The organism is Alicycliphilus sp. T452 (assembly GCF_054512775.1).
In genome coordinates, this window is record NZ_JBTNEH010000001.1 from 72,293 (window position 1) to 95,580 (window position 23,288).

Annotated in this window: 19 protein-coding genes and 1 pseudogene; 8 read left to right on the forward strand and 12 right to left on the reverse strand. The window is 68.8% G+C overall.

The window, feature by feature from the left end; all coding sequences use genetic code 11:
- Nucleotides 1-79: 79 nt before the first annotated feature.
- Complete coding sequence (locus ACX12L_RS00320; protein WP_013518203.1) at nt 80-385, reverse strand: winged helix-turn-helix transcriptional regulator; 306 nt, start codon at nt 383-385, stop codon at nt 80-82.
- A 363-nt stretch (nt 386-748) separates the two neighbouring features.
- Between ACX12L_RS00320 and ACX12L_RS00325 the strand changes: the two genes are divergently transcribed.
- On the forward strand, nt 749-1,942 hold the full coding sequence (locus tag ACX12L_RS00325; RefSeq protein WP_459260730.1) for a CaiB/BaiF CoA transferase family protein: 1,194 nt from the start codon (nt 749-751) through the stop codon (nt 1,940-1,942).
- 62 nt (nt 1,943-2,004) lie between these two features.
- Here ACX12L_RS00325 and ACX12L_RS00330 read toward each other — a convergent pair whose 3' ends face one another.
- The 5 genes from ACX12L_RS00330 to dnaG form a co-directional block, all read right to left on the reverse strand.
- Entirely contained in the window at nt 2,005-2,958 is a 954-nt protein-coding gene (locus tag ACX12L_RS00330; RefSeq protein WP_459260731.1) for a ketopantoate reductase family protein, read from the reverse strand.
- A gap of 107 nt (nt 2,959-3,065) precedes the next feature.
- Nucleotides 3,066-3,749: a DNA-3-methyladenine glycosylase I gene (locus ACX12L_RS00335; RefSeq protein WP_459260732.1), complete on the reverse strand. Its 684-nt coding sequence runs from the start codon at nt 3,747-3,749 to the stop codon at nt 3,066-3,068.
- 49 nt (nt 3,750-3,798) lie between these two features.
- Nucleotides 3,799-4,257: a hypothetical protein gene (locus ACX12L_RS00340; RefSeq protein ID WP_459260733.1), complete on the reverse strand. Its 459-nt coding sequence runs from the start codon at nt 4,255-4,257 to the stop codon at nt 3,799-3,801.
- Between the two features lie 393 nt (nt 4,258-4,650).
- Entirely contained in the window at nt 4,651-7,053 is a 2,403-nt protein-coding gene (rpoD, locus tag ACX12L_RS00345; protein ID WP_459260734.1) for an RNA polymerase sigma factor RpoD, read from the reverse strand.
- Between the two features lie 258 nt (nt 7,054-7,311).
- Entirely contained in the window at nt 7,312-9,237 is a 1,926-nt protein-coding gene (gene dnaG, locus ACX12L_RS00350; protein ID WP_459260735.1) for a DNA primase, read from the reverse strand.
- An 85-nt stretch (nt 9,238-9,322) separates the two neighbouring features.
- Between dnaG and ACX12L_RS00355 the strand changes: the two genes are divergently transcribed.
- The gene (locus ACX12L_RS00355; RefSeq protein ID WP_459260736.1) at nt 9,323-10,969 is read left to right on the forward strand and encodes an acyl-CoA synthetase; all 1,647 of its coding nucleotides are present in this window, start codon (nt 9,323-9,325) and stop codon (nt 10,967-10,969) included.
- 47 nt (nt 10,970-11,016) lie between these two features.
- Here the strand turns inward: ACX12L_RS00355 and ACX12L_RS00360 are convergent, their stop codons facing one another.
- The 4 genes from ACX12L_RS00360 to modA all read right to left on the reverse strand — a co-directional run bounded on the left by ACX12L_RS00360 (nt 11,017) and on the right by modA (nt 15,378).
- On the reverse strand, nt 11,017-12,582 hold the full coding sequence (locus tag ACX12L_RS00360; protein ID WP_459260986.1) for a phospholipase D-like domain-containing protein: 1,566 nt from the start codon (nt 12,580-12,582) through the stop codon (nt 11,017-11,019).
- 192 nt (nt 12,583-12,774) lie between these two features.
- The gene (modC, locus tag ACX12L_RS00365; protein ID WP_459260737.1) at nt 12,775-13,851 is read right to left on the reverse strand and encodes a molybdenum ABC transporter ATP-binding protein; all 1,077 of its coding nucleotides are present in this window, start codon (nt 13,849-13,851) and stop codon (nt 12,775-12,777) included.
- Nucleotides 13,848-14,522 carry a molybdate ABC transporter permease subunit gene (modB, locus tag ACX12L_RS00370; protein WP_459260738.1) on the reverse strand — a complete coding sequence of 225 codons (675 nt, stop codon included), beginning with the start codon at nt 14,520-14,522 and terminating at the stop codon, nt 13,848-13,850. Before modB ends, modC begins: the two co-directional genes overlap by 4 nt.
- 91 nt (nt 14,523-14,613) lie before the next feature.
- Nucleotides 14,614-15,378 (reverse strand): molybdate ABC transporter substrate-binding protein, encoded by a 765-nt coding sequence (gene modA / locus ACX12L_RS00375; protein ID WP_459260740.1) that lies wholly within the window; start codon nt 15,376-15,378, stop codon nt 14,614-14,616.
- 66 nt (nt 15,379-15,444) lie between these two features.
- Between modA and ACX12L_RS00380 the strand changes: the two genes are divergently transcribed.
- The 6 genes from ACX12L_RS00380 to ACX12L_RS00405 all read left to right on the forward strand — a co-directional run bounded on the left by ACX12L_RS00380 (nt 15,445) and on the right by ACX12L_RS00405 (nt 21,079).
- A complete protein-coding gene (locus tag ACX12L_RS00380; protein ID WP_459260741.1) occupies nt 15,445-16,230 on the forward strand; it encodes a TOBE domain-containing protein in 786 nt (261 codons plus the stop codon).
- Nucleotides 16,231-16,392: 162 nt separating this feature from the next.
- On the forward strand, nt 16,393-17,163 hold the full coding sequence (locus ACX12L_RS00385) for an ABC transporter ATP-binding protein (RefSeq protein WP_459260742.1): 771 nt from the start codon (nt 16,393-16,395) through the stop codon (nt 17,161-17,163).
- Nucleotide 17,164: 1 nt separating this feature from the next.
- Nucleotides 17,165-17,875: an ABC transporter ATP-binding protein gene (locus ACX12L_RS00390; RefSeq protein WP_459260743.1), complete on the forward strand. Its 711-nt coding sequence runs from the start codon at nt 17,165-17,167 to the stop codon at nt 17,873-17,875.
- 49 nt (nt 17,876-17,924) lie between these two features.
- Nucleotides 17,925-19,127: an ABC transporter substrate-binding protein gene (locus ACX12L_RS00395; RefSeq protein ID WP_459260744.1), complete on the forward strand. Its 1,203-nt coding sequence runs from the start codon at nt 17,925-17,927 to the stop codon at nt 19,125-19,127.
- A gap of 47 nt (nt 19,128-19,174) precedes the next feature.
- A complete protein-coding gene (locus ACX12L_RS00400) occupies nt 19,175-20,059 on the forward strand; it encodes a branched-chain amino acid ABC transporter permease (RefSeq protein ID WP_459260745.1) in 885 nt (294 codons plus the stop codon).
- An 18-nt stretch (nt 20,060-20,077) separates the two neighbouring features.
- Nucleotides 20,078-21,079: a branched-chain amino acid ABC transporter permease gene (locus tag ACX12L_RS00405; RefSeq protein ID WP_459260746.1), complete on the forward strand. Its 1,002-nt coding sequence runs from the start codon at nt 20,078-20,080 to the stop codon at nt 21,077-21,079.
- A gap of 49 nt (nt 21,080-21,128) precedes the next feature.
- Here the strand turns inward: ACX12L_RS00405 and ACX12L_RS00410 are convergent.
- Together ACX12L_RS00410 and ACX12L_RS00415 are read right to left on the reverse strand one after the other, a co-directional pair.
- Nucleotides 21,129-22,221: pseudogene (locus tag ACX12L_RS00410) on the reverse strand (lipocalin-like domain-containing protein).
- Complete coding sequence (locus ACX12L_RS00415) at nt 22,218-23,288, reverse strand: PLP-dependent cysteine synthase family protein (RefSeq protein WP_459260747.1); 1,071 nt, start codon at nt 23,286-23,288, stop codon at nt 22,218-22,220. The pseudogene ACX12L_RS00410 and the gene ACX12L_RS00415 overlap by 4 nt, the downstream one beginning before the upstream one ends.

Genomic DNA, 23,288 nt, shown 5'->3' on the forward strand with positions numbered 1-23,288 from the left:
TGACGCTTGTCCAGCAAGCGCTTGAGCCCAAAAATACCAAAACCCGCGCAGGGCGGGCCGGTGCGGGGTGTCGTGCGCCTTACTTCTTCACGCGGGCAGCGGCCCAGCGGTTGGCGAAGGCCTGCACGTCGGATACGCGCTTGAGCAGGTCCTGCCCCACGGGGGTGACGACGTAGCCGTCGCTGCCGTGGTCCAGAAAGCCGGCCTCGCGCAGTTCCTTGATGCGGGTGTTGAGGGTGTTGGGCGTGATGCCGCCCACGCTGTCCTGCAGCAGGCGGAAGGTCTGCGGATGGCCGTCGCGCAGGGCCCACAGCACGCGCAGCGCGTAGCGGCATTCGAGTTTCTCGAACAGCTGAAAGACGGCGGCGTTTTCCTTGGAGCTCATGAACGCTTCTCCTTGCGCTTGGGTTGGGTGATGGACGCCGCACCGCGGGCGGCGGGGCGGCGAGGGCTGGAAAAAACGATAGCAATATAGCGCGGAAATGGGTTTGCTACAAGTTTGGTAGCTCAAGGCGTATGTCTGACCTGCGCGAGTGTCAGAAAGTTGCCGAATCTGATGGATGGGCGGATGAGGTGTTCCAGATGGGAAGTTCAGTGGTTCCGAAATAGACGAGCCGTAGTGTGGTGGAGTTTCTAGAATCCTGATCCAACGCAACCCCCAGGGATCTGCCCATGCCCCCGGTCTCCTGCATGCCGCCGTGCGCGAGGGGGCTTGTGCGACGGCCTGATTTCTTTCACATCCCTATCCATGAGCACATCTTCCCTGCCGCTCGCCGGCATCCGCGTGGTCGAGTTCACCCACATGGTCATGGGCCCCACCTGCGGCATGGTGCTGGCCGACCTGGGGGCCGAGGTCATCAAGGTCGAGCCCGTGGAGGGCGACCGCACGCGCCACCTGCTGGGCGCGGGCGCTGGCTTCTTTCCCATGTTCAACCGCAACAAGAAGAGCATCGCCATCGACCTGCGCCGGCCCGAGGGGCTGGAGGTGGCGATCCGCCTGGCCAGCAGCGCCGACGTGGTTGCGCAGAACTTCAAGCCTGGCGTGATGGCCAAGTACGGCCTTCATTACTCCGCGCTATCGCGCCTGAACGAGCGTCTGGTCTACGTGAACCACACGGGCTTTTTGCCCGGCCCTTATGAACACCGCACGGCGCTCGACGAAGTGGTGCAGATGATGGGAGGCCTGGCCTACATGACCGGCCGCCCCGGCGACCCGCTGCGCGCGGGCACCAGCGTGAACGACATCATGGGCGGCATGTTCGGCGCCATTGGCGTCATGGCCGCGCTGATGCAGCGCGCCCAGACGGGCAGGGGGCAGGAGGTGGACTCGGCGCTGTTCGAGAACAACGTGTTCCTGGTCGGCCAGCACATGATGCAGTACGCCGTGACCGGCCAGCCCGCCGCGCCCATGCCCGAGCGCATCTCGTCCTGGGCGGTGTACGACGTGTTCAGCGTGAAGGATGGCGGCCAGATCTTCCTGGCCGCCGTGAGCGACGCGCAGTGGCAGACCTTCTGCGACGCCATGGGCTACGCCGACCTCAAGGCCGACCCGCGGCTCGCCACCAACAACGACCGCGTGCGCGCGCGGCCCACGCTTATGCCCGTGCTGCGCGGGCGGCTGGCCGCGCACACGACCGAAGACCTCGCAGCCGTCTTCGAGCGCCATGGCCTGCCGTTCGCGCCCATCAGCCGGCCCGAGGAACTGTTCGACGACCCGCACCTGAGCGCCACGGGCGGCCTGGCCGAGATCCGCCTGCCGGATGGCGAGCGTGCAGGGCAGGCGGTACGCACCACGCTGCTGCCGCTGCGCATGGACGGCCAGCGCCTGGGCGTGCGCTGTGATCCGCCGCGCCTGGGCCAGCACACCGAGGAACTGCTGCGCGGGCTGGGCTATGACGCCGGGCAGATTCGGGCGCTGCTCGCCGCCTCGGCCGTGGCCTGATCCGTGGTGTGCATGTTTTTTGCAGCGAAACCCTTTCCCACAGGGCGCAAGCAGCTATCGTTTTAGCAGGCCGCCTTGGCCTGCAACATGCGCACCAGCACCAGCAGGGCGCGGTTCGCGGGCGTGGGCACGCCCAGCACTGCGCCGCGCCGCGCCACGTAGCCGTTCAAATGCTCTATCTCGCTGGGCCTGCCGCGCGCCAGGTCCTGGGCGGTGGAGGACAGCTGCGCCGGCATGCTTTGCGCAATGCCGCGCACGGCGGCGTGGATGTCGCCGTCCATGCGCACGCCGTCCGCCTGTGCCACGGCCAGGCATTCGGCCACCAGGTCGGCGATCACCTCGGTGGCGCCGTCCTGCTGCACCAGCCAGCCATAGGGCCGCTGCACGATGGCCGACAGCGCGTTGTAGGCGCAATTGATGACCAGCTTGGCCCACAGCGCGCTGCGCACGTTGTCCGACACCTGCGCGGGAATGCCCGCCGCGCCCAGCTCGCGGACCAGGCGCCCGGCAAGGGGCGAGGGCGCCAGCACCAGCTCGCCGCGCCCGAAGTGGCGCACGTGGCCCGGCCCCGCCATGGCCGTGGCCACGTAGACCACGGCTGCCGCCACGGGCTGCGCCGGGCCGAGCACGGCGCGCACGCGCTCGTCGTTGTCCACGCCGTTCTGCAGCGTGAGCACCAGCGCGCCGGGCGCGAGGTGGGGCTGGATCTGCCGCGCCGCGGCCTCGGTGTCGGTGGACTTCACGCACAGCAGCACCACGTCGGCGCCCGCCACGGCGCCGGCATCGGTGCTGGCGCCCATGGCCACGTGCGCATCCTGCGCGGCGGTCTGCAGGCGCAGGCCGCGGGCCTGGATGGCCTGCACGTGCGCCGGGCGGCCGATCAGCGTGACGGCATGCCCCGCACGCGCCAGCAGGGCGCCGAAGTAGCAGCCCACCGCGCCCGCTCCCATGACGGCAAAGCGCAGGCGGACGGAGTGGGGCGGGGGCGGGGTGTGGGGCTCGGTGGTCGGGGTCATGGCGGATCCATGGGTTGGGCGGCGGGGCAGGTCATCGTGGGCCGTTCGGCCCTTGGCGTGGGGGCCGCCACGGTACGCCGGCTCGGCAATGTCCTGAAAATCTTTCGCTAGAACCTCGGGTTGATGCTCAGAGACAGCATGGCCGACAGCTGGCACAGCAGTCTTCCCGAGTCCTGCTGCAGCGCATTGAACGCATCCTGCACGGTTTGCATGTCGCGCTGGCTGGTGGGGCCGTGGTCGATGATGCCCGCGGCCATCAGGCGTGCAACCACGTCGCTGGTCAACAGGAAGGTATCCTTCCCGGCCAGGCGCAGAAACCCGGCGGCCGAGCGTCCGCCCAGGCGGGCGCCGCGCTGGGCCAGCAGGCGCCACAGGCCAACGATGTCGGCGCTCGGCCAGTCGGCGATGAACTCGCCGAAACTGCAGCCCCGCTCCTGGCGGATATCCAAGATGAATTGGGCGTTCTTGGGGATGGTCTGCAGCTTGGTGCGATCGCGGATGATCCGGTCGTTCCGCATGTGGTTTTCTATCTGCTGCGGACCGAGCAACGCCATCTGCCCGGGTGCGAATCCCGAGAAGGCCTTTTCAAACTCGGGCCATTTGGCATCGACCATCGAATGCTGCATGCCGGCTTGAAATACCCGCTGGCTCATGGCGGAAAGATAGCGGTCGTCGCCCTTGCGTTTCAACTCTTCGGGAGTGAGCGCCTTGGGCAGGAAGGCCTCCATGGCTTCGTCGGATTCAAAACGCGTGCGTACCGTTTCGTCAAGCCAGCGATAGTCAAGAAACATGATGGTTCGATTATCTGATGCTTCATGGGCTGCGATGCCGGCGTGCAGCTCAACGGCGCCCGCTTTGCGGACGTCCGTTGGGGCGTCCAGTTGGGCAAACGTCTGAATTCATAACATCCCGGAGTTCGTCCTTGTAGCAATCGTCCAGAAGTTGCAGGGCGCTCCGGGCTTGGGTGGCAGTGGCCGGATTCTTCGACAGGGAGGCCTCTTTCAGGGCGGGCATGGCTTGTTTCCCAAGCGTCACCAGCATCATTGCTGCTGCAGAAGCCACGCCATGGTCCTTGTCGCCCATCATCCGAATGAGGACTGGAATATCGGCCGCGCTGATTCTCTCCCTCACGACTTTGATGGTTCTGGCATCTACGGCCAACACCAAGTGGCCGCTCAGGTGGCGGTTTCTCTTGATCTCCCTCTTGATTTCCTGGTATCGGACGGGATTGTCTTGCGCAACCGTTGTGCCATTCGCTGCCGCGTGGGTGTGTATGGCGCATAGAAAAGCAAGGGCCATGGGCCAAGGAGAACCTTTTCTCCGACTTGGCCGATGCACCAACGTATCGATGACGGGTGCCTGGCTGCCATGGCTCAGCTCGGAAGATGGCAGGAAAGGTTTCTTGCCGGACTGTGGGACTGGCCAAATCACAGGCTGTACCTTTCCTGGATGAATGATGCGGATCTGCCTTCAACCGTATAACGCTGCTGGGGCGCCCCGCCTGGTTATCCGCTTGAATTCAAATCCGTATGGGCGTTGGATCTCGGGTTTCGCCCGGGTCGGCAGTTCTTCCCGGAGGAGCGCTGATTGTGCGGCCTGGCTGGATGCGCTGCGAGGCCCATCCGTTGGAAAAGAAACAGGCCCGCCCCGCAGCGCGGGAACGGGCCTGGGGCACGAGGTGCCGGGCTGCGCTTACAGCGAGTCGATGAAGCTGCGCAGCTTGTCCGAGCGGCTGGGGTGCTTGAGCTTGCGCAGCGCCTTGGCCTCGATCTGGCGGATGCGCTCGCGCGTCACGTCGAACTGCTTGCCCACTTCCTCCAGCGTGTGGTCGGTGGACATCTCGATGCCGAAGCGCATGCGCAGCACCTTGGCCTCGCGCGGGGTGAGGCCGTCGAGGATGTCCTTGACCACGTCGCGCAGGCCGGCCTGCATGGCGGCGTCGATGGGCGCGGTGTTGTTGCTGTCCTCGATGAAATCGCCCAGGTGGCTGTCGTCGTCGTCGCCGATGGGGGTTTCCATCGAGATCGGCTCTTTGGCGATCTTCATGATCTTGCGGATCTTGTCCTCGGGGATCTCCATCTTCTCGGCCAGGATGGAGGCGTCGGGCTCGAAGCCGAACTCCTGCAGGTGCTGGCGCGAGATGCGGTTCATCTTGTTGATGGTCTCGATCATGTGCACCGGGATGCGGATGGTGCGCGCCTGGTCGGCGATCGAGCGCGTGATGGCCTGGCGGATCCACCACGTGGCATAGGTCGAGAACTTGTAGCCGCGGCGGTATTCGAACTTGTCCACGGCCTTCATGAGGCCGATGTTGCCCTCCTGGATGAGGTCCAGGAACTGCAGGCCGCGGTTGGTGTACTTCTTGGCGATGGAGATCACCAGGCGCAGGTTGGCCTCGATCATCTCCTTCTTGGCGTCGCGCGAGTTGGCCTCGCCCTGGTTCATGCGCTTGTTGATCGCCTTGAGCTCGGCCAGCGGCACCACCACGCGCGACTGCAGGTCGATCAGGTGCTGCTGCAGTTCCTGGATCGGGGGGATGTTGCGCTGCATCACGGCGCTCCAGGGCTTGGCCGAGGCTGCCTGCTTCTCGACCCACTGCAGGTTCAGAAGGTTGGGCGGGAATTCCTTGATGAAGGTTTCCTGCGGCATGCCGCACTTGTCCACGATGATGCGGCGCAGCTCGCGCTCCTTCTTGCGCACGTCGTCCACCTGGGCGCGCACCATGTCGCACAGCTTCTCGATGGTCTTGGCGGTGAAGCGGATGGTCATCAGCCTGGACGAGATCTCGTGCTGCACCTTCATGTACGACGGGCTGCCATAGCCTTCCTTGTCGTAGATCTTGTGCATCTTCTCGAACAGCGCGCGCAGCTCGTCGAAGCGGTCCAGCGCCTCGGTCTTGAGCTTTTCCAGCAGCCGGGTCATGGCCTTGGAGCCGCCCTTGCCGTCGTCGTCGTCCTCTTCGTCGTACTCGTCGAAGTCTTCCTCGGCCACGTAGTCGTCGGCCTCCTCGGGGTTGGAGAAGCCGTCGACCACGGTGGAGATGACCACCTTGCCCTCGCGGATTTCCTCGCCCATGCTGAGGATCTCGGCAATCGTGGCGGGCGAGGCGCTGATGGCCTCCATCATGTCCATCAGGCCGCCCTCGATGCGCTTGGCGATCTCGATCTCGCCCTCGCGCGTGAGCAGCTCCACCGTGCCCATCTCGCGCATGTACATGCGCACGGGGTCGGTGGTGCGGCCGAACTCGCTGTCCACCGTGGACAGGGCCGCCTCGGCCTCTTCCTCGGCCTCTTCCACGGTGGTGGCCGTGGGCGCCACGTTGTTCTGGAACAGGGTCTCGGCGTCGGGCGTCTGCTCGTACACCGCCACGCCCATGTCGCCCAGCATGGCGACCACGACTTCCATGGTCTCGGCGTCCACCAGCTTGTCGGGCAGGTGGTCGGAGATCTCCACCTGCGTCAGGTAGCCGCGGGTCTTGCCCAGGGTGATCAGCTTCTTGAGCTGCGAGCGGCGCTTGGCCATGTCCTCCTCGGACAGCACCGTCTCGTCCAGGCCGAATTCCTTCATCAAGGCGCGTTCCTTGGCCTTGCTGATCTTCATGCGCAGGGGCTTGGCCTTCTCGGCGGGCGCGGCCTCGGCCTCGGGCGCCTCGGGTTCGCCCTCGAGTTCCGCTTCGATGTCGGACAGGTCGGCGTCGTCCTCCAGGCCTTCTTCCTTGGCCTTGGGCTTGCGGCCGCGCTTGGCGGGGGCCTTGGCGGCGGCCGTGGCGCTGCCGGCGGCCTTGGCGGGGCGGCCGGGCTTCTTCTTGGGCGCATCCTCGGAGGCTTCGGCCTGCGCGGCGGCGGCCTTGGGCGCGCGCGCGGGCTTTTTCTTCAACAATTCATCGGCGGCTTTTGTCAGCTCGGCAGGGGTTTTTGGCGTTGGCACGGTCTTGACTTTCGTCGCGGCCTGAAGCGCGGCGTCAGCGGCCTTGGCGGTGGCTGCTTTCGCGGGCGCCTTGGCGGCGGTTTTCACAGGGGTTGCGGCTTTTGAGGCGGCCTTCGCAGCGGTGCCAGAGGCAGGCTTGGGCGACTTCGCGGACTTTTGAACGGGCATGGACAACCTCAGGGTCAAAAACGGACACACAAAGAAAACACAAGCGCCAAGGAACCCGGCGCGGGCAGGCACGGCGAAGGCCGGGGCCTTCGCGGTTCGAGGGGCAAATCCTCAGGGGCAAGATGTCTGGGCGAACATTTGGTGTGCAGTCCTTGCGGTGGGGGAAGGCGGTGGTGCGCGTTTGTCACGGTTGCCTGGTCCGGAGGTGCTGCTGTCGCTCTTGCCGACAAACCCTAAATTATAGCGGCGGCGCGTATTTCAAGTAGGCCTGGGAGAAATACCGAGCAATCCCTTGAGCCGCAGCTCCAGCGCCTGGTACTGCGCGAGCGCGGCGGGGTCGCGCGTCACGTGGGGCACCAGCTCCTGCTGCTGGCGCTTGAATTCCTCGATCAGCATGCGGTCGAGCAGGCCGCGCAGCTCGGCGTGCAGCTCGGCCTCGTCGCCCTCGGTCTGGGCGTGCGAGCCGGTCATCACGCGCTCGGCGAGCGGCTCGCAGCCGTGGCCGCGCAGCGCCTCGCGCAGCACGGCCCAGGGCTGGGGGCCGTGCTCGTGGAGCTGGCCTTCGAGCCACGCGAACAGCGGGCCGTGCGGCTCGGGCTGGGCGCACAGCGCGGCGTGGTCCTCGTGCGAGAGGCCTTCGAGGAACTGCATGTGCGACAGCAGCAGCCGCGCCGCGTGGTCGATGCGGCTGGCGGCGGGCCTGCGCGGCAGCGGGGGCTGGGCCGGGCGCGCGGGCTCGCGGCGCCAGCGGCCGCCGGCGTCCTTGCGCCAGGGGCGGCGCGCGGGTTCGCCCTGCCACGGGCCGGGTGGCTGCGGGTGCCAGGGCGGCTCGTCCGCGAACGGGTCGCCGCCCTCCGGCGCTGCCGCGGGCGCGGCGCGCGGGCCCTCCTGCGCCCAGAGCTCGGCCAGGTCCTTGGCCGGCAGCTGGCCCAGTTCCGAGAGCTCGGCCAGCATCTGGCGCTTGAGGGCGCCGTCGGGCAGCTGGCTCCAGAGCGGGCGGGCGTTGGCCAGCATGTGGGCGCGGCCCTCGGCCGTGCCGAGGTCGCAGCCCTCGCGCGCGGATTCGAGCAGGAAGCGCGAGAGCGGCATGGCGTCGCCCACGTGGCGCGCGAAGGCCTCGGGCCCGTGGGCGCGGATGAAGCTGTCGGGGTCGTGCTCGGGCGGCAGGAACAGGAACTTGATGCTGCGCGTGTCGCTCGCGTAGGGCAGGGCGCCGTCGAGCGCCTTGCGCGCCGCGCGCCGGCCGGCCGCGTCGCCGTCGAAGCTGAAGACCACCACGTCGGTGAAGCGGAACAGCTTGTGCACGTGGTCGGGCGTGCAGGCCGTGCCCAGCGTGGCCACGGCGTTGGGAAAGCCGAGCTGGGCGAGGGCGACCACGTCCATGTAGCCCTCGGCCACCAGCACGTAGCCCATCTCGCGGATGGCGCCGCGCGCCTCGTACAGGCCGTAGAGCTCGCGGCCCTTGTGGAAGACCGGCGTTTCGGGCGAGTTGAGGTACTTGGGTTTGTCGTCGCCCAGCACGCGCCCGCCGTAGCCGATGCATTCGCCCTTGACGTTGCGGATGGGGAACATGACGCGGTCGCGGAAGCGGTCGTAGCGCTTGCCGTCGTCCTCGCCCACGATCACGAGGCCGCTTTCCTCCAGCAGCGGGTTGTCGTACTCGGGGAACACGCTGGCCAGATTGCGCCAGCCCTCGGGCGCGTAGCCCAGGCCGTAGCGCTTGGCGACCTGGCCCGACACGCCCCGGCCCTTGAAGTACTGGACGGCGCGCGGGGATTCGCGCAGGTGGCGGCGCCAGGATTCGCCGGCCTTCTCCAGCACCTCGGTCAGCGTGGCCTGCTTCTGGCGCTGGGCGGCGGCGCGCTCGCGGTCCTGGGGCGAGGTGTTCTCGTCGTCGGGCACCTGCATGCCGACCTGCTGGGCCAGGTCCTGCACGGCCTCGCGAAAGCCCATGCCCGCGTGGTCCATGAGGAAGCCGATGGCGTTGCCGTTCTTGCCGCAGCCGAAGCAGTGGAAGAACTGCTTGGAGGGGCTGACGCTGAACGAGGGCGATTTCTCCCCATGGAAGGGGCACAGCCCCATGAAGTTGGCGCCGCTCTTCTTGAGCTGCACGTAGCGGCCTACGATGTCGACCACGTCGACGCGCGCGAGCAGCTCCTGGATGAACGACTGGGGGATGGACACCGGGCTATTTTCTCTCAGCCAGGCGTCAGCCGGCCTTGTTCTAATGGCCGCGTTTTTTTGCATTCCCCGAAACAAGGAGCCTGCCGTGACCAGCATGTACGACCAGAACCTGCCCCGCAACGAGGCCAACCACGCGCCGCTGTCGCCCCTGTCCTTCATCGAGCGCACGGCCGAGGTCTACCCGGACCGCCTGGCCATCGTGCATGGCGATCTGCGCCAGACCTGGGGCCAGACCTACGCGCGCTGCCGCCGCCTGGCGAGCAGCCTGCGCGCCGCGGGCATCGGCAAGAACGACACCGTGGCCGTGATGTTGCCCAATACCCCGCCCATGGTGGAGGCGCATTTCGGCGTGCCCATGGCGGGCGCGGTGCTCAACGCGCTGAACACGCGCCTGGACCCCGAGACCATCGCCTTCATGCTCGACCACGGCGAGGCCAGGGCGGTGATCGTGGACCCCGAGTTCGCCCCCGTCATGGCCAGGGCGCTGGCGCTGCGCCAGTCCAGGGCGCCGCTGCTGCTCATCGACGTGGAGGATGCCGCCTATGGCGCCGCCGAGCAGCGCGTGGGAGCGCAGACCTACGAGGAGTTCCTGGCCGCGGGCGACCCGCAGTTCGCCTGGGAGCTGCCCGGCGACGAGTGGGACGCGATCGCGCTCAACTACACGAGCGGCACCACCGGCAACCCCAAGGGCGTGGTCTACCACCACCGGGGCGCGGCCATCAACGCCATCAGCAACGTGCTGGAGTGGGACATGCCCAAGCACGCCGTCTACCTGTGGACGCTGCCCATGTTCCACTGCAACGGCTGGTGCTTCCCCTGGACGGTGGCGGCGCGCGCGGGCGTGAACGTGTGCCTGCGCCGCGTGGAGGCGCAGGCGATCTTCGACGCCATGCGCAACCACGGCGTCACGCACTACTGCAGCGCGCCCATCGTGCACGGCCTGCTGGTGAACGCGCCGGCGGCCATGAAGGAGGGCGTGCCCGCGGGCGTGAAGGCCATGGTGGCGGGCGCCGCGCCGCCGGCCTCGATGATCGAGGGCATGGAGAAGCTCGGCTTCGACCTGACCCACGTCTACGGCCTGACCGAGGTCTACGGCCCGGCCACGGTGTGCGCCAAGCATGACGCCTGGAACGAACTGGACGTCGGCGAGCGCGCGCGCCTGAACGCGCGCCAGGGCGTGCGCTACCACCTGCAGCGCGCGGCGGCGGTGCTGGACCCCGAGACCCTGCGGCCCGTGCCGCACGACGGCGAGACTATGGGCGAGATCATGTTCCGCGGCAACATCGCCATGAAGGGCTACCTGAAGAACCCCCAGGCGACCGAAGACGCCTTCCGCGGCGGCTGGTTCCACAGCGGCGACCTGGCGGTGCAGTACCCCGACGGCTACATCAAGATCAAGGACCGCAGCAAGGACATCATCATCTCGGGCGGCGAGAACATCTCCTCCATCGAGGTCGAGGACGTGCTCTACCGCCACCCCGACGTGCTGGCCGCGGCCGTGGTCGCCAAGCCCGACCCGAAGTGGGGCGAGACGCCCTGCGCCTTCGTGGAGCTGAAGGCCGGCGCCCAGGCCACGCCCGAGGACATCGTGGCGCATTGCAAGAAGCACCTGGCCGGCTTCAAGGTGCCGCGCGCCGTGGTCTTCGGGGAGCTGCCCAAGACCAGCACCGGCAAGATCCAGAAGTTCGAGCTGCGCAAGCAGGCGGGCTCGGCCCAGGCCATCGACGTCTGATTTTGATAGCTGCCGGCGCTTGGCTGGCGGGCGCTAGGGCCCGTTTTCTATAAAAGCCACTCAATGGGCAGGCGCGTGAGCAGCCACACCAGCGAGCGGCTCCACCAGGTGGTGTGCGGCTCGGTGGCGTGGACCGGCGCCGGGTCGCCCGCGCCGCTGCGCCACTGCAGCCGGCCATCCTCGTCCAGGGCCACGCGGTAGGACTGCAAGGGGATCTGGTGCTCGAAGGCCTGGGCGATCTGCCGCGCCAGCGCCGGGCTGTGGATCAGGAAGCCCAGCTCGGTGTTGAGCAGCGCCGAGCGCGGGTCGAAGTTGAGCGAGCCCACGAACACGCGCTCGCCGTCCACGGCAAAGGTCTTGGCGTGCAGGCTGGAGCCCGAGTTGCCCAGGCGCTGCAGCAGCGGCCGGCCCTTCTCGGCCGCGTATTCGGGCACCAGGCTGCGCATTTCATAGAGCGTGGTCCCCTGCGCCAGCAGGCTCTTGCGGTGCTTGGCGTAGCCGGCATGCACGGCGGGCACGTCCGTGGCCTCGAAGGCGTTGGTCAGCACGCGCACGCGCACGCCGGCCTGCTGCAGCTGCGCGAAGGCCTGCACGCCGGCGGCCGTGGGCACGAAGTAGGGCGATACCAGGTCCACGCTGCGCTGCGGCGTGCCCAGCGCGGCCCCGAGCTGGGGCAGCAGCAGGCCGGAGCGCTGCGTGCGGCCCAGGCCCTTGGCCGGATCGTCGCTGAGCATCTGCACCCGGGCCCAGTGCAGCGGCAGGCGGCGCTCGAGCAGCTGGCGGGCCAGGTCGCTGTCCGCGATGGCCCGGGCATAGTCCTGCGCCTGGGGCGAGTGCAGCAGGGCGAGGGCCCGGTCTGCCAGGTCGGCCAGGGCCTGCGGGTCCACCGCCGGCAGGATGCGGTGCGCGGGGTGGGCGCTGGCGCTGGCCCAGTAGCGGTCGAAGTCGTGCGACACGTCCTGCGCCACCGGGCCGACGGCCAGCACGTCCAGGTCGGCGAACAGCACGCCGGAGGTGGCGCCGAAGTACTCGTCGCCCACGTTGCGCCCGCCCACGATGCTGGCCTGGTTGTCCGCCGTGAACGACTTGTTGTGCATGCGCCGGTTGGCGCGGCGCGGGCTGGCCAGGTAGCCCAGCGCCTTGGGGCTGCGCCAGGTGAAGGGGTTGAACAGGCGGACCTCGATCCCCGGGTGGGCGTCCAGCGCCGCCAGCGGCGCGTCCAGCCCGGCCGTGCCGACGTCGTCGAGCAGCAGGCGCACGCGCACGCCGCGCTCGGCGGCGGCCAGCAGCTCGGCCAGCAGCAGGGTGCCGGTGGTGTCGCCGCGCCAGATGTAGTACTGCACGTCCAGCGTGCGCTCGGCCGCGCGCGCCAGCAGCACGCGGGCGACGAAGGCGTCGTGCGGGTGGCTCAGCGTGTGGATGCCGCTCAGCCCCGGGTGCGCGGACACGGAGGGGCCGAGCGCCCGGCCCAGCTGCGTGCCCCGGGCGGCGGGCAGGTCCAGCGCCGCGGATGCGCTGCGCCCGGCCGGCGACGGCAGGCTGCAGCCCGCCAGCAGCAGCCCGGCGAGCAGCGCCCGCAGGCGGCGCGCGGGCGCAGGCGCGGGTGCGTCCATCGCGTCGCCCGTGCCCATGCCGGTGCTGCCGGCCGCGATCGCCCGGGCCGGGGCGTGGAGTGGGACCCTATGCACGAAATTTCATACCGTTGGATGGTGGATTGCCCCATACGATAGCCCACCCGCCTTGCCGAACGCCGGCGTGCTGCGTGTACCGTCCCGCACCCGGCTTCGCGCCTTTGCGGCGCCGTATCAATCCACCAGCGCCGCGCCCTTGACCTGGGCGAACACCGCCTCGCCCGCGGCCAGCGCCAGCGTGCGGCAGGAGCGTCGGGTGATGCGCGCGAGCAGCGTGGTGCCCGCGGCGTCCAGCGCCACCAGCACCTGGCCGGGGCCGTCGTCGGCCAGCTGCGTGATGCGCGCGGGCAGCAGGTTCAGGATGCTGCTGTCGCTCGCGCGCGTGCGCGCCAGGCTCACGTCGCGCGCCAGCATGCGCAGGCGCACGCATTCGCCCACGGCGCGCGGGCGGCTGCTCGCCAGCTGGATCTGCCCGCCTTCGATGCCCACGGTGAGCAGGTGGTCGTCCCCGTCGTATGCGAGCACCCGCCCCTGCACCAGCGCGGCGGCGGCGTCGCCATGGGCCAGGGGCAGGTCCAGCCGCGCCATCAGCTCGGCCGTGGGGCCCTGGGCCGCGATGCGTCCGGCCTGCAGCAGCACCAGGTGCGAGGCCAGGCGCGCTACCTCGTCGGGCGAGTGGCTCACGTAGAGCACGGGGATGTCGAGCGTGCGGTGCAGGCGCTCCAGGTAGGGCATGACCTCGGCCTTGCGCGCCGCATCGAGCGCCGCGAGCGGCTCGTCCATCAGCAGCACGCGCGGGCTCGCGGCCAGCGCCCGGGCCATGGCCACGCGCTGGCGCTCGCCGCCCGAGAGCGTGTGCGGCATGCGTTTCAATAGCGCGCCCAGGCCGAGCAGTTCCACCGCCTGCTCCAGCGATACGCGCCGCTGCTGCGGCGGCTGGCGGCGCAGGCCGTATTCCATGTTGCGCCGCACGTTCAGGTGCGGGAACAGGCTCGCTTCCTGGAACACGTAGCCCAGCGCGCGCCGGTGCGTGGGCAGCCACTGGCCGGCGGCGCTGTCCTGCCAGGTCTCGCCGTTGACCTGCACGCGGCCCTCGGTGCGCTCCAGCCCCGCCACGGCACGCAGGCACGTGGTCTTGCCGCAGCCCGAGGGGCCGAACAGCGCGGTGACGCCGTTGCCGGGCAGCCGCAGATCCACGTCCAGCGAGAAATCGGCGCGCTGCACGCGCAGGAGCGCATGGATGCCGTTCATCGCCCCTCCTTGGGCTGCAGCCACTGCAGCAGCATGAGCACGATGAACGAGAAGACCACCATGCCGCCCGCGAGCCAGTGCGCCTGGGCGTATTCCATGGCCTCCACGTGGTCGTAGATCTGCACCGACACCACGCGCGTCACGCCGGGGATGTTGCCGCCGAGCATGAGCACCACGCCGAATTCGCCCACCGTGTGCGCGAAGCTCAGCACCGCCGCCGTGACGAAGCCCGGCCGCGCGAGCGGCAGCGCCACGGTGAAGAAGCGGTCCAGCGGGCTCGCGCCCAGCGTGGCCGCCACCTCCAGAGGACGCCTGCCCGCCGATTCGAAGGCGCGCTGCAGCGGCTGCACGGCGAACGGCAGCGAATAGACGATGGAGCCGATCACCAGCCCCGGGAACGTGAACGGCAGCCGCCCCAGGCCGAGCGACTGCGTGAGCTGCCCGATCGGCCCGTTGGGCCCCATGGTCACCAGCAGGTAGAAGCCGATCACCGTGGGCGGCAGCACCAGCGGCAGCGCCACCACCGCGCCCACCGGGCCGCGCCAGCGCGAGCGCGTGTGCGCCAGCCACCAGGCCAGCGGCGTGCACAGCGCCAGCAGCAGCACGGTGGTGATGCCGGCGAGTTCCAGGGTCAGGGTGATGGCGGCCCAGTCTTCGGGGCTCAGGTGCATGCTATTGAGAAAAGAGCTGTTACCGCTCGGTATGCAATGGTTTCAATATCGAATCATATTGAAATCATTGCGGATAGAGCGCAAGGCGCTATCAAAAAGAGTAGCCGTAGGACTTGATGATGGCGCGCGCCTTGTCGCCGCGCAGGTACTGCATGAGAGCGGTGGCGGCCTCGCTGCCCTGGGCGGGCTTGAGCACGATGGCGTCCTGGCGGATCGGCTCGTGCATGCCGGCGGGCACCACCCAGGCCGAGCCCTCGCGCAGCTTGCCGTCCTCCATCACCTGCGACAGGGCCACGAAGCCCAGCTGCGCGTTGCCCGAGGCGGCGAACTGGTAGGTCTGGCCGATGTTCTCGCCGGTGACCACGCGCGGCTGCACCTGGGCGGTGAGGCCCAGCTTGTCCAGCGTCTGCATGGCCGCGAGGCCGTAGGGCGCGAGCTTGGGGTTGGCGATGGCGATGTGCTGCCAGTCGTTCTTGGCCAGCACCTTGCCCTCGGCATCCACGTAGCCGGCCTGCTTGCTCCACAGCACGAGCTGGCCGATGGCGTAGGTGAAGCGCGTCGCGCCGTCGCCCAGGCCTTCCCTGGCGATCTTCTCGGGCGTGCTGTCGTCGGCCGCGAGCAGGATGCCGAACGGCGCGCCGTTCTTGATCTGCGCATAGAACTTGCCCGTGGCGCCGAACGAGAGCACGGCCTTGTGGCCCGTGTCCTGCTCGAACAGCGCGGAGATCTTCTGCATGGGCGCGGTGAAGTTCGCGGCCACGGCCACCGAGACTTCGCCGGCATGGGCGCCGGGCAGCATCAGGGCGGCCAGTCCCAGGGTGGACAACGTGCGGCGCAGGAGGGGGGAATGGTTCATGGGAGCAGCCTCGCTATTACCAGGATGAATAGCGGACGAGTATAGGCGAGTGCCTGGCAGCCGGGCATGATGCGCCTCATGCGATCACCCGTTTCGTTCAAGGATGCCCTGGGCCACGGCATGGCCGACAAGCGCATCGACATCCTGCGCCAGATCGGGCAGGGCGGTTCCATCTCGCAGGCCGCGCGGGCCGTGGGCGTGAGCTACAAGGCCGCGTGGCAGGCGCTGGACACGCTCACCAACCTGGCGGGCGTGGCGCTGGTGGAGCGCGTGGTGGGCGGCGTGGGCGGCGGCGGCGCGCGGCTCACGCCCGCGGGCCGGCAACTGCTGGCCACGGCAGATGCCGTGCAGCAGGCGCGCTCCGCGGTGCTGGTGGGGCTGGGTGAGAGTGCCGATGCGGATGCGGCCGTGGCGCGCCTGTCGGTGCGCACCAGCATGCGCAACCAGTGGCCCTGCATCGTGCAGGCCATGGAATCCCGCGGCCAGGTCGTGCGCGTGCACCTGCGCGGCGCGGGCGGCGCGGCCGCAGGGCTGGCCGTGCACTCGCGCATCACGCGCGAGAGCGCCGAGCTGCTGGGCCTGCGCCCGGGCCTGCCCGTGCAGGCCCTGTGCAAGGCCACGGCGGTGCACGTCCTGCCGCTGGCGGCGGCGGCCCGGGCCGCGCAGGGCGGCAACCTGTGGCCGGGGCGGGCCACGCGCGTGTCGCGCGGAGAGCTGGGCGACGAGGTGGCCGCGCAGCTCGATGCCGGCGTGCAGATGGTGGGCTTCGCCGCCGCGGGGGCGGGCCTGCGCGCACGCTCGCGCGTGGTGCTGGCGGCCGAGGAATCCGCCATCGTGCTGGCCGTGGCTTGACTACCACAGTACGGGGGGCTCTTTCATGATCCGTAGCAGCTTAGGCGTTTGTACGTAGGCATTTCTCCCGTTCATGGCGATGGAGTTCGCCTTTTACGATGCAGCGCAACATAAACATGGAGAAGGGGCCTGCCGCGCGTGCGCGGTGCGTGTCCGGTGGCAATGAGCGACGTCATACTGAAAACATCCCACCTCACCAAGGAGTTCAAGGGCTTCACGGCGGTCTGCGACGTGAACCTGTCCGTGCGCCGTGGCTCCATCCATGCCCTGATCGGGCCCAACGGCGCGGGCAAGACCACCTGCTTCAACCTGCTGACCAAGTTCCTGGAGCCGACCTCGGGCACGATCCATTTCAACGGCGAGGACATCACGCGCGAGCAGCCGGCGCAGATCGCGCGGCGCGGGGTGATCCGCTCGTTCCAGATCTCGGCCGTGTTCCCGCACCTCACGCTGATGGAGAACGTGCGCCTGGGCCTGCAGCGCAAGCTCGGCACGAGCTACCACTTCTGGCGCAGCCAGCGCAGCCTGAACCAGCTGAACGGGCGCGCCCTGGAGCTGCTGGCCGAGGTGGGCCTGGAGGACCTGGCCGGCGAGGTCACGGTCAACCTGCCCTACGGCCGCAAGCGCGCGCTGGAGATCGCCACCACGCTGGCCATGGAGCCCGAGCTCATGCTGCTGGACGAGCCCACGCAGGGCATGGGCCACGAGGACGTGGACCGCGTCACGCAGCTCATCAAGAAGGTCTCGGCCGGGCGCACCATCCTCATGGTGGAGCACAACATGAAGGTCATCTCGACCATCGCCGACTGCATCACGGTGCTGCAGCGCGGCGCCGTGCTGGCCGAGGGGCCGTACGAAGAAGTTTCGAAGAACCCGCAAGTCATGGAAGCGTACATGGGCACGACCGACGGCCAACTGCAGGGGGCGCACTGACATGGCGACGCCCGCACTGGAAATCCGCAACCTCGAGGCCTGGTACGGCGAGTCGCACGTGCTGCACGGCGTAGACATGCTCGTGCAGCCCGGCGAGGTCGTCACCCTGCTGGGGCGCAACGGCGCCGGGCGTACGTCCACGCTGCGCGCCATCATGGGCCTGACCGGCGCGCGCAAGGGCTCGATCAGGATCAACGGCCAGGAAACCATCGCCATGCCCACGCACCGCATCGCGCACCTGGGCGTGGGCTACTGCCCCGAGGAGCGCGGTATCTTCTCCAGCCTGTCGTGCGAGGAGAACCTGCTGCTGCCGCCCGTGCTCAAGACGGGCACGCAGGGCATGCCGGTCGACGAGATCTACGCCATGTTCCCCAACCTGGCCGAACGCAAGAACAGCCAGGGCACGCGCCTGTCGGGCGGAGAGCAGCAGATGCTGGCCGTGGCGCGCATCCTGCGCACGGGCGCCAAGCTGCTGCTGCTCGACGAGATCTCCGAGGGCCTGGCCCCCGTGATCGTGCAGGCGCTGGCGCGCATGATCGTCATGCTGCGCGAGAAGGGCTACACGGTGGTCATGGTGGAGCAGAACTTCCGCTTCGCCGCGCCGCTGGCCGACCGCTTCTACGTCATGGAGCACGGCCGCATCGTGGAGCAGTTCGGTGCGGCCGAGCTCGAAGCCAAGATGCCGGTGCTCAACCAATTGCTGGGCGTCTGAGGCCCGCCGGTTTCCCCCATCCATATTTCTGACCCTGAAGGAAGCAACGATGCAAAAGACACTCAAGACCCTGGTGATGATGCTCGGGACGGCAGGCCTGGGCCTGTCGGCCATGCACGCGCATGCGCAGGACAAGGTGAAGATCGGCTTCATCACCGACATGTCCAGCCTCTACGCCGACGTGGAAGGCAAGAACGGCGCCCTGGCCATCCAGATGGCCATCGACGACTTCGGCGGCAAGGTGCTCGGCAAGCCCATCGAGCTGCTGTCCGCGGACCACCAGAACAAGGCCGACATCGCCGCCAGCAAGGCGCGCGAGTGGATCGACACCCAGGGCCTGACCATGCTGTTCGGCGGCACCAACTCCGGCACGGCGCTGGCCATGGCCAAGATCGCGGACGAGAAAAAGCGCGTCTTCCTGGTCAACGGCGCGGGCTCCTCGGCGCTGACCAACGAGCAGTGCAGCCCCTACACCGTGCACTACGCCTACGACACCGTGGCCCTGGCCAAGGGCACGGGCAGCGCCGTGGTCAAGCAGGGCGGCAAGGACTGGTTCTTCCTGACGGCCGACTATGCCTTCGGCGCGGCGCTGGAGGCCGATACCGCCAAGGTGGTGAAGGAAAACGGCGGCCGCGTGCTGGGCAGCGTCAGGCACCCGCTGAACGCGTCCGACTTCTCCTCCTTCCTGCTGCAGGCGCAGAACTCCAAGGCGCAGATCCTGGGCCTGGCCAACGCGGGTGGCGACACCATCAACGCCATCAAGGCGGCCAAGGAGTTCGGCATCACCAAGACCATGAAGATGGCCGGCCTGCTGGTGTTCATTACCGACATCCACAGCCTGGGCCTGAAGAACACCGAGGGCCTGCTGCTGACCACGAGCTGGGACTGGAACCTCAACGACAAGACGCGCGAGTTCGGCAAGAAGTTCTTCGCCAAGACCAAGCGCATGCCCACGGACATCCATGCCGCCGACTACTCGGCCACCATGAACTACCTCAAGGCCGTGCAGGCCGCCGGCACGACCGATGCCGACAAGGTCATGGCCAAGCTCAAGTCCACCACGATCGACGACTTCTACGCCAAGGGCGTCATCCGCCCCGATGGCCGCTTCGTGCACGACATGTACCTGATGCAGGTGAAGTCGCCCGCCGAATCCAAGGAACCCTGGGATTACTACAAGGTCGTGGCCAAGCTGTCCGGCGACCAGGTGTTCACCACCAAGGCCGAGAGCAAGTGCGCCCTGTGGAAGTAATGGCGCGCCGACTGACCCCACTCCACCATCCGTAGCATCTGGTTCAAATGGAAATCTTTGGTGTCTCAATGCCGGCCATGCTGAGCCAGCTCCTGCTGGGGCTGGTCAATGGCTCGTTCTACGCGATCCTCAGTCTGGGGCTGGCCGTGATCTTCGGCCTGCTCAACGTGATCAATTTCGCGCATGGCGCGCTGTTCATGCTGGGGGCGCTGATCACCTGGATGGCCATGAACTACTTCGGCATCAACTACTGGGTGATGCTGATTGCCGCGCCGCTGCTGGTCGGTGTGTTCGGCATCGTCATAGAGCGGCTGCTGCTGCGCTGGATCTACAAGCTCGACCACCTGTACGGCCTGCTGCTCACGCTCGGGCTGACCATGGTGGTCGAGGGGGTCTTCCGCTCCATCTACGGCGTCTCGGGCCTGGGGTACGACACGCCTGAACTGCTCGAGGGCGCGACCAGCCTGGGCTTCATGATCATGCCCAACTACCGCGCCTGGGTGGTGGTGGCCTCCATCGTGGTGTGCATCGCCACCTGGTACGTGATCGAGAAGACCAAGCTCGGAGCCTACCTGCGCGCAGGCACCGAGAACCCGCGCCTGGTCGAGGCCTTCGGCGTCAACGTGCCGGTGATGATCACGCTGACCTACGCCTTCGGCGCAGCGCTGGCGGCCTTTGCCGGCGTGCTGGCGGCGCCCGTGTACCAGGTCACGCCGCTCATGGGCCAGAACCTGATCATCGTGGTGTTCGCCGTGGTGGTGATCGGCGGCATGGGCTCCATCATGGGTTCCATCCTCACCGGCCTGGGCCTGGGCGTGATCGAGGGCTTCACCAAGGTTTTCTACCCCGAGGCGTCCTCCACCGTGGTGTTCGTCATCATGGCCATCGTTTTGCTCATCCGCCCCGCCGGCCTGTTCGGCAAAGAGAAATAAGCCGCAGGGGTGAACCACATGAACGTCAAGAAATTCGCCCCCGTCGGTTACGGCCTGCTGCTGCTGGCCCTGATCGCCGCGCCCTTCCTGGGCGCCTACCCCGTGTTCGTGATGAAGCTCCTGTGCTTCGCGCTGTTCGCCTCGGCCTTCAACCTGCTGCTGGGCTACACGGGCCTGCTGTCCTTCGGCCACGCGGCCTTCCTGGGCGGCGCGGCCTACGTGACGGGCCATGCGGTCAAGGTCTGGGGCGCCACGCCCGAGTTGGGGCTGCTCGCCGGCCTGCTGTCGGGCGCCGCCCTGGGCCTGGTGATGGGCTGGTTCACCATCCGCCGCCAGGGCATCTACGCCACCATGATCACGCTGGCCCTGGCGCAGATGCTGTTCTTCGCGGCGCTGCAGCTGCCCTTCACCGGCGGCGAGGACGGGCTGCAGGGCGTGCCGCGCGGCAAGCTCTTCGGCCTGATCGACCTGTCCAGCGACATGACCATGTACTACGTGTGCCTGGCCATCGTGGTGCTGGCCTTCCTGCTCATCGTGCGCACCATCGATTCGCCGTTCGGCCAGGTGCTCAGGGGCATCAAGGAGAACGAGCCGCGCGCCACCTCGCTGGGCTACGACACCAACCGCTTCAAGCTGCTGGCTTTCGTGATCTCGGCCGCCATCGCGGGGCTGGCCGGCGCGCTCAAGACGCTGGTGCTGGGCTTCGCCACGCTGTCGGACGTGCACTGGAGCGCCTCGGGCCACGTGGTGCTGATGACGCTGGTGGGCGGCATGGGCACCCTGAGCGGCCCGCTGGTCGGCGCCGCCGTGGTGGTGGCGCTGGAGAACAAGATCGGCGAGCTGGGCAACCTGCTGGCCCGGCTGACCACGGTGGACTGGTTCAACACCCTGGGCGAGTCGGTCACCATCGTCACCGGCCTGATCTTCGTGGTCTGCGTGCTGGCCTTCAGGCGCGGCATCATGGGCGAGATCATCGCCTGGCTGGAGCGGCGCGGCTCCGGGGGCGGCGGCTCCCATTGACCGGACCCGGCACATGACCTGGCCATGCTTTGCATGGCCTTTCTTTTTTTCAGCCCAGCTGGAGCCGCTGCGCATAGCCCGTCATCTCCAGGTAGCCGCGCCCCAGCTTGCGCCCGGCCTCGTCGCGCAGCAGGCTCAAGCCTTCCCAGTAGATCGCGCTCGTGGAGCCGCGGCTGTCGAGCTCCTGCGCGTCGAGCAGCGCCTGCACGCCGAAGCGCCCGGCGGGCGTGTCCACGCGCCACTCCACGGGGTAGAGCGCGCCGCTGCCGGGGCTGCGCCAGCGGCGCAGCGGCGTGAACCGCACCGCCTGCGGGCCGAAGACATCTGCGCGGGATTCGCCCGCGCGCCGCCAGGAGCCGCCGGCCCACAGCGCGCTGCCGTCGGCGCGCCGCAGCTGGAAGGCGGTGAGCGCGGCGCCGTCGCGCAGGTTCATGCCGATCCAGTCCCAGCCCACGGCGTCGGGCGCCATCAGCGCCTCGCTCCACTCGTGGTCCATCCAGGCGCGGTTGTCGGGCGCGCCCGCGTCGGCCACGGCCATGCGGCGGCCGCCGAGCGTGATGGCGCCCGTCACCGCCAGCTGCGGCTGGCTGTAGTAGTAGCTGGCCTGCTCCGGCCCGGGCCCCTTGCGCGACAGGCCGGCGTCGCCCTGCAGCAGCACGGGCTGGGTGCTGGCGCAGTCCAGCTCCAGCGCGAAGCCGTCGGCCTGGGCGCGGATCTCGTAGCGGCTCGCGCCGGGCAGGGGAGCGGGCCGGCGCACCAGCGACCAGTCGCGCAGGCGGATGCCGGTGTCGCCCTCCAGTGCCTGGGCGATGCCGAAGCCCGCGCGCGATGCGCTGGTCGTGCAGCTGCCGCCTGCCCTGCACGTCGGTCAGCGCGGCATGGGCGAAGATGAGCTGGCGCGCCGCGAAGGCCGAACGCAGGCCCTGCGCGGCATCGACGCGCGAGCGGAAGAACGTGATCTGGAAGCCCCACAGCCGCCCGTCGGCGCGCGCCTGGCCGGTGACGTACCACCATTCGGTGCGCAGGTCGGGGTGGCTGCCGTGGTCGCGCGGAAAGGCCAGGGTGCGCGCGGGCAGCGCGCGGGCGCGCCCGCCCAGGGCGCCGAATGCGCCCAGCGCCAGCAGCGCGCGGCGGGCTATCAAGCCAGCAGCGCCTGCAGCCGCTGCTCGGCCGCCGCGCAGTCGCCCATGCAGCACCGCACCCAGGCCGCGTCATGGTAGGTGGGCAGGTAGCGCTCGCCCGCGTCGCACAGCAGCGAGAGGATGGAGCCCTGCTCGCCGCGCGCGCGCATCTGCTGCGCCAGCGTCAGCATGGCGACGAAGTTGGTGCCGGTGGACGGCCCCACGCGCCGGCCCAGGAGCGCGGACAGCGCGCGCATGGCGGCGATGGAGTCCACGTCCTGCACCTCCTCCATGCGGTCGACCAGGGTGCGGATGAAGCTCGGCTCCACGCGCGGCCGGCCTATGCCCTCGATGCGCGAGCCGGGGGCGGTCAGCAGGGCGTCCCCCGTGCGGTGGTAGGCGCCGAACACCGAGCCGGCCGGGTCCGCCACGCACACCTGCGTGGCGTGCCGCTGGTAGCGCACGTAGCGGCCTATCGTCGCGCTGGTGCCGCCCGTGCCCGCGCCCACCACGATCCAGCGCGGGACGGGGTGGCGCTCGCGCTGCATCTGGCTGAACATGCTCTCGGCGATGTTGTTGTTGCCGCGCCAGTCGGTGGCGCGCTCGGCGTAGGTGAACTGGTCCATGTAGTGGCCGCCCGTCTGCGCGGCCACGGCGTGCGCGGCCTCGTACACCTCGCCCGCGCTCTCCACGAAATGGCAGCGCCCGCCGTAGAACTCGATCAGCGCGATCTTCTCGGCCGAGGTGCTGCGCGGCATCACGGCCACGAAGGGCAGGCCCAGCAGGCGCGCGAAGTAGGCCTCGCTCACGGCGGTGGAGCCGCTCGACGCCTCGACGATGGTCGAGCCCTCGCCCACCCAGCCGTTGCACAGCGCGTACAGGAACAGCGAGCGCGCGAGGCGGTGCTTGAGGCTGCCCGTGGGGTGGGTGGATTCGTCCTTGAGGTACAGGTCGATGCCGGCCGCCGAGAACGCGGGCAGCGGCAGGGGGATCAGGTGCGTGTCGGCGCTGCGCTGGTAGTCGGCCTCGATGCGGGCGATGGCCCCGTGCAGCCAGCTGCCGTGGGCGGGAGTGGTGATGGCGGGCAT

Coding starts and splice junctions, on each gene's coding strand:
- rpoD (WP_459260734.1), bottom strand. CDS start 7,053: ATGCCCGTTCAAAAGTCCGCGAAGTCGCCCAAGCCTGCCTCTGGCACC.
- ACX12L_RS00395 (WP_459260744.1), top strand. CDS start 17,925: ATGCAAAAGACACTCAAGACCCTGGTGATGATGCTCGGGACGGCAGGC.
- ACX12L_RS00415 (WP_459260747.1), bottom strand. CDS start 23,288: ATGCCCGCCATCACCACTCCCGCCCACGGCAGCTGGCTGCACGGGGCC.
- modA (WP_459260740.1), bottom strand. CDS start 15,378: ATGAACCATTCCCCCCTCCTGCGCCGCACGTTGTCCACCCTGGGACTG.
- ACX12L_RS00390 (WP_459260743.1), top strand. CDS start 17,165: ATGGCGACGCCCGCACTGGAAATCCGCAACCTCGAGGCCTGGTACGGC.
- ACX12L_RS00320 (WP_013518203.1), bottom strand. CDS start 385: ATGAGCTCCAAGGAAAACGCCGCCGTCTTTCAGCTGTTCGAGAAACTC.
- ACX12L_RS00380 (WP_459260741.1), top strand. CDS start 15,445: ATGATGCGCCTCATGCGATCACCCGTTTCGTTCAAGGATGCCCTGGGC.
- ACX12L_RS00405 (WP_459260746.1), top strand. CDS start 20,078: ATGAACGTCAAGAAATTCGCCCCCGTCGGTTACGGCCTGCTGCTGCTG.
- ACX12L_RS00335 (WP_459260732.1), bottom strand. CDS start 3,749: ATGTTTCTTGACTATCGCTGGCTTGACGAAACGGTACGCACGCGTTTT.
- ACX12L_RS00330 (WP_459260731.1), bottom strand. CDS start 2,958: ATGACCCCGACCACCGAGCCCCACACCCCGCCCCCGCCCCACTCCGTC.
- ACX12L_RS00325 (WP_459260730.1), top strand. CDS start 749: ATGAGCACATCTTCCCTGCCGCTCGCCGGCATCCGCGTGGTCGAGTTC.
- modB (WP_459260738.1), bottom strand. CDS start 14,522: ATGCACCTGAGCCCCGAAGACTGGGCCGCCATCACCCTGACCCTGGAA.
- modC (WP_459260737.1), bottom strand. CDS start 13,851: ATGAACGGCATCCATGCGCTCCTGCGCGTGCAGCGCGCCGATTTCTCG.
- ACX12L_RS00340 (WP_459260733.1), bottom strand. CDS start 4,257: ATGGCCCTTGCTTTTCTATGCGCCATACACACCCACGCGGCAGCGAAT.
- ACX12L_RS00400 (WP_459260745.1), top strand. CDS start 19,175: ATGGAAATCTTTGGTGTCTCAATGCCGGCCATGCTGAGCCAGCTCCTG.
- ACX12L_RS00360 (WP_459260986.1), bottom strand. CDS start 12,582: ATGGACGCACCCGCGCCTGCGCCCGCGCGCCGCCTGCGGGCGCTGCTC.
- ACX12L_RS00385 (WP_459260742.1), top strand. CDS start 16,393: ATGAGCGACGTCATACTGAAAACATCCCACCTCACCAAGGAGTTCAAG.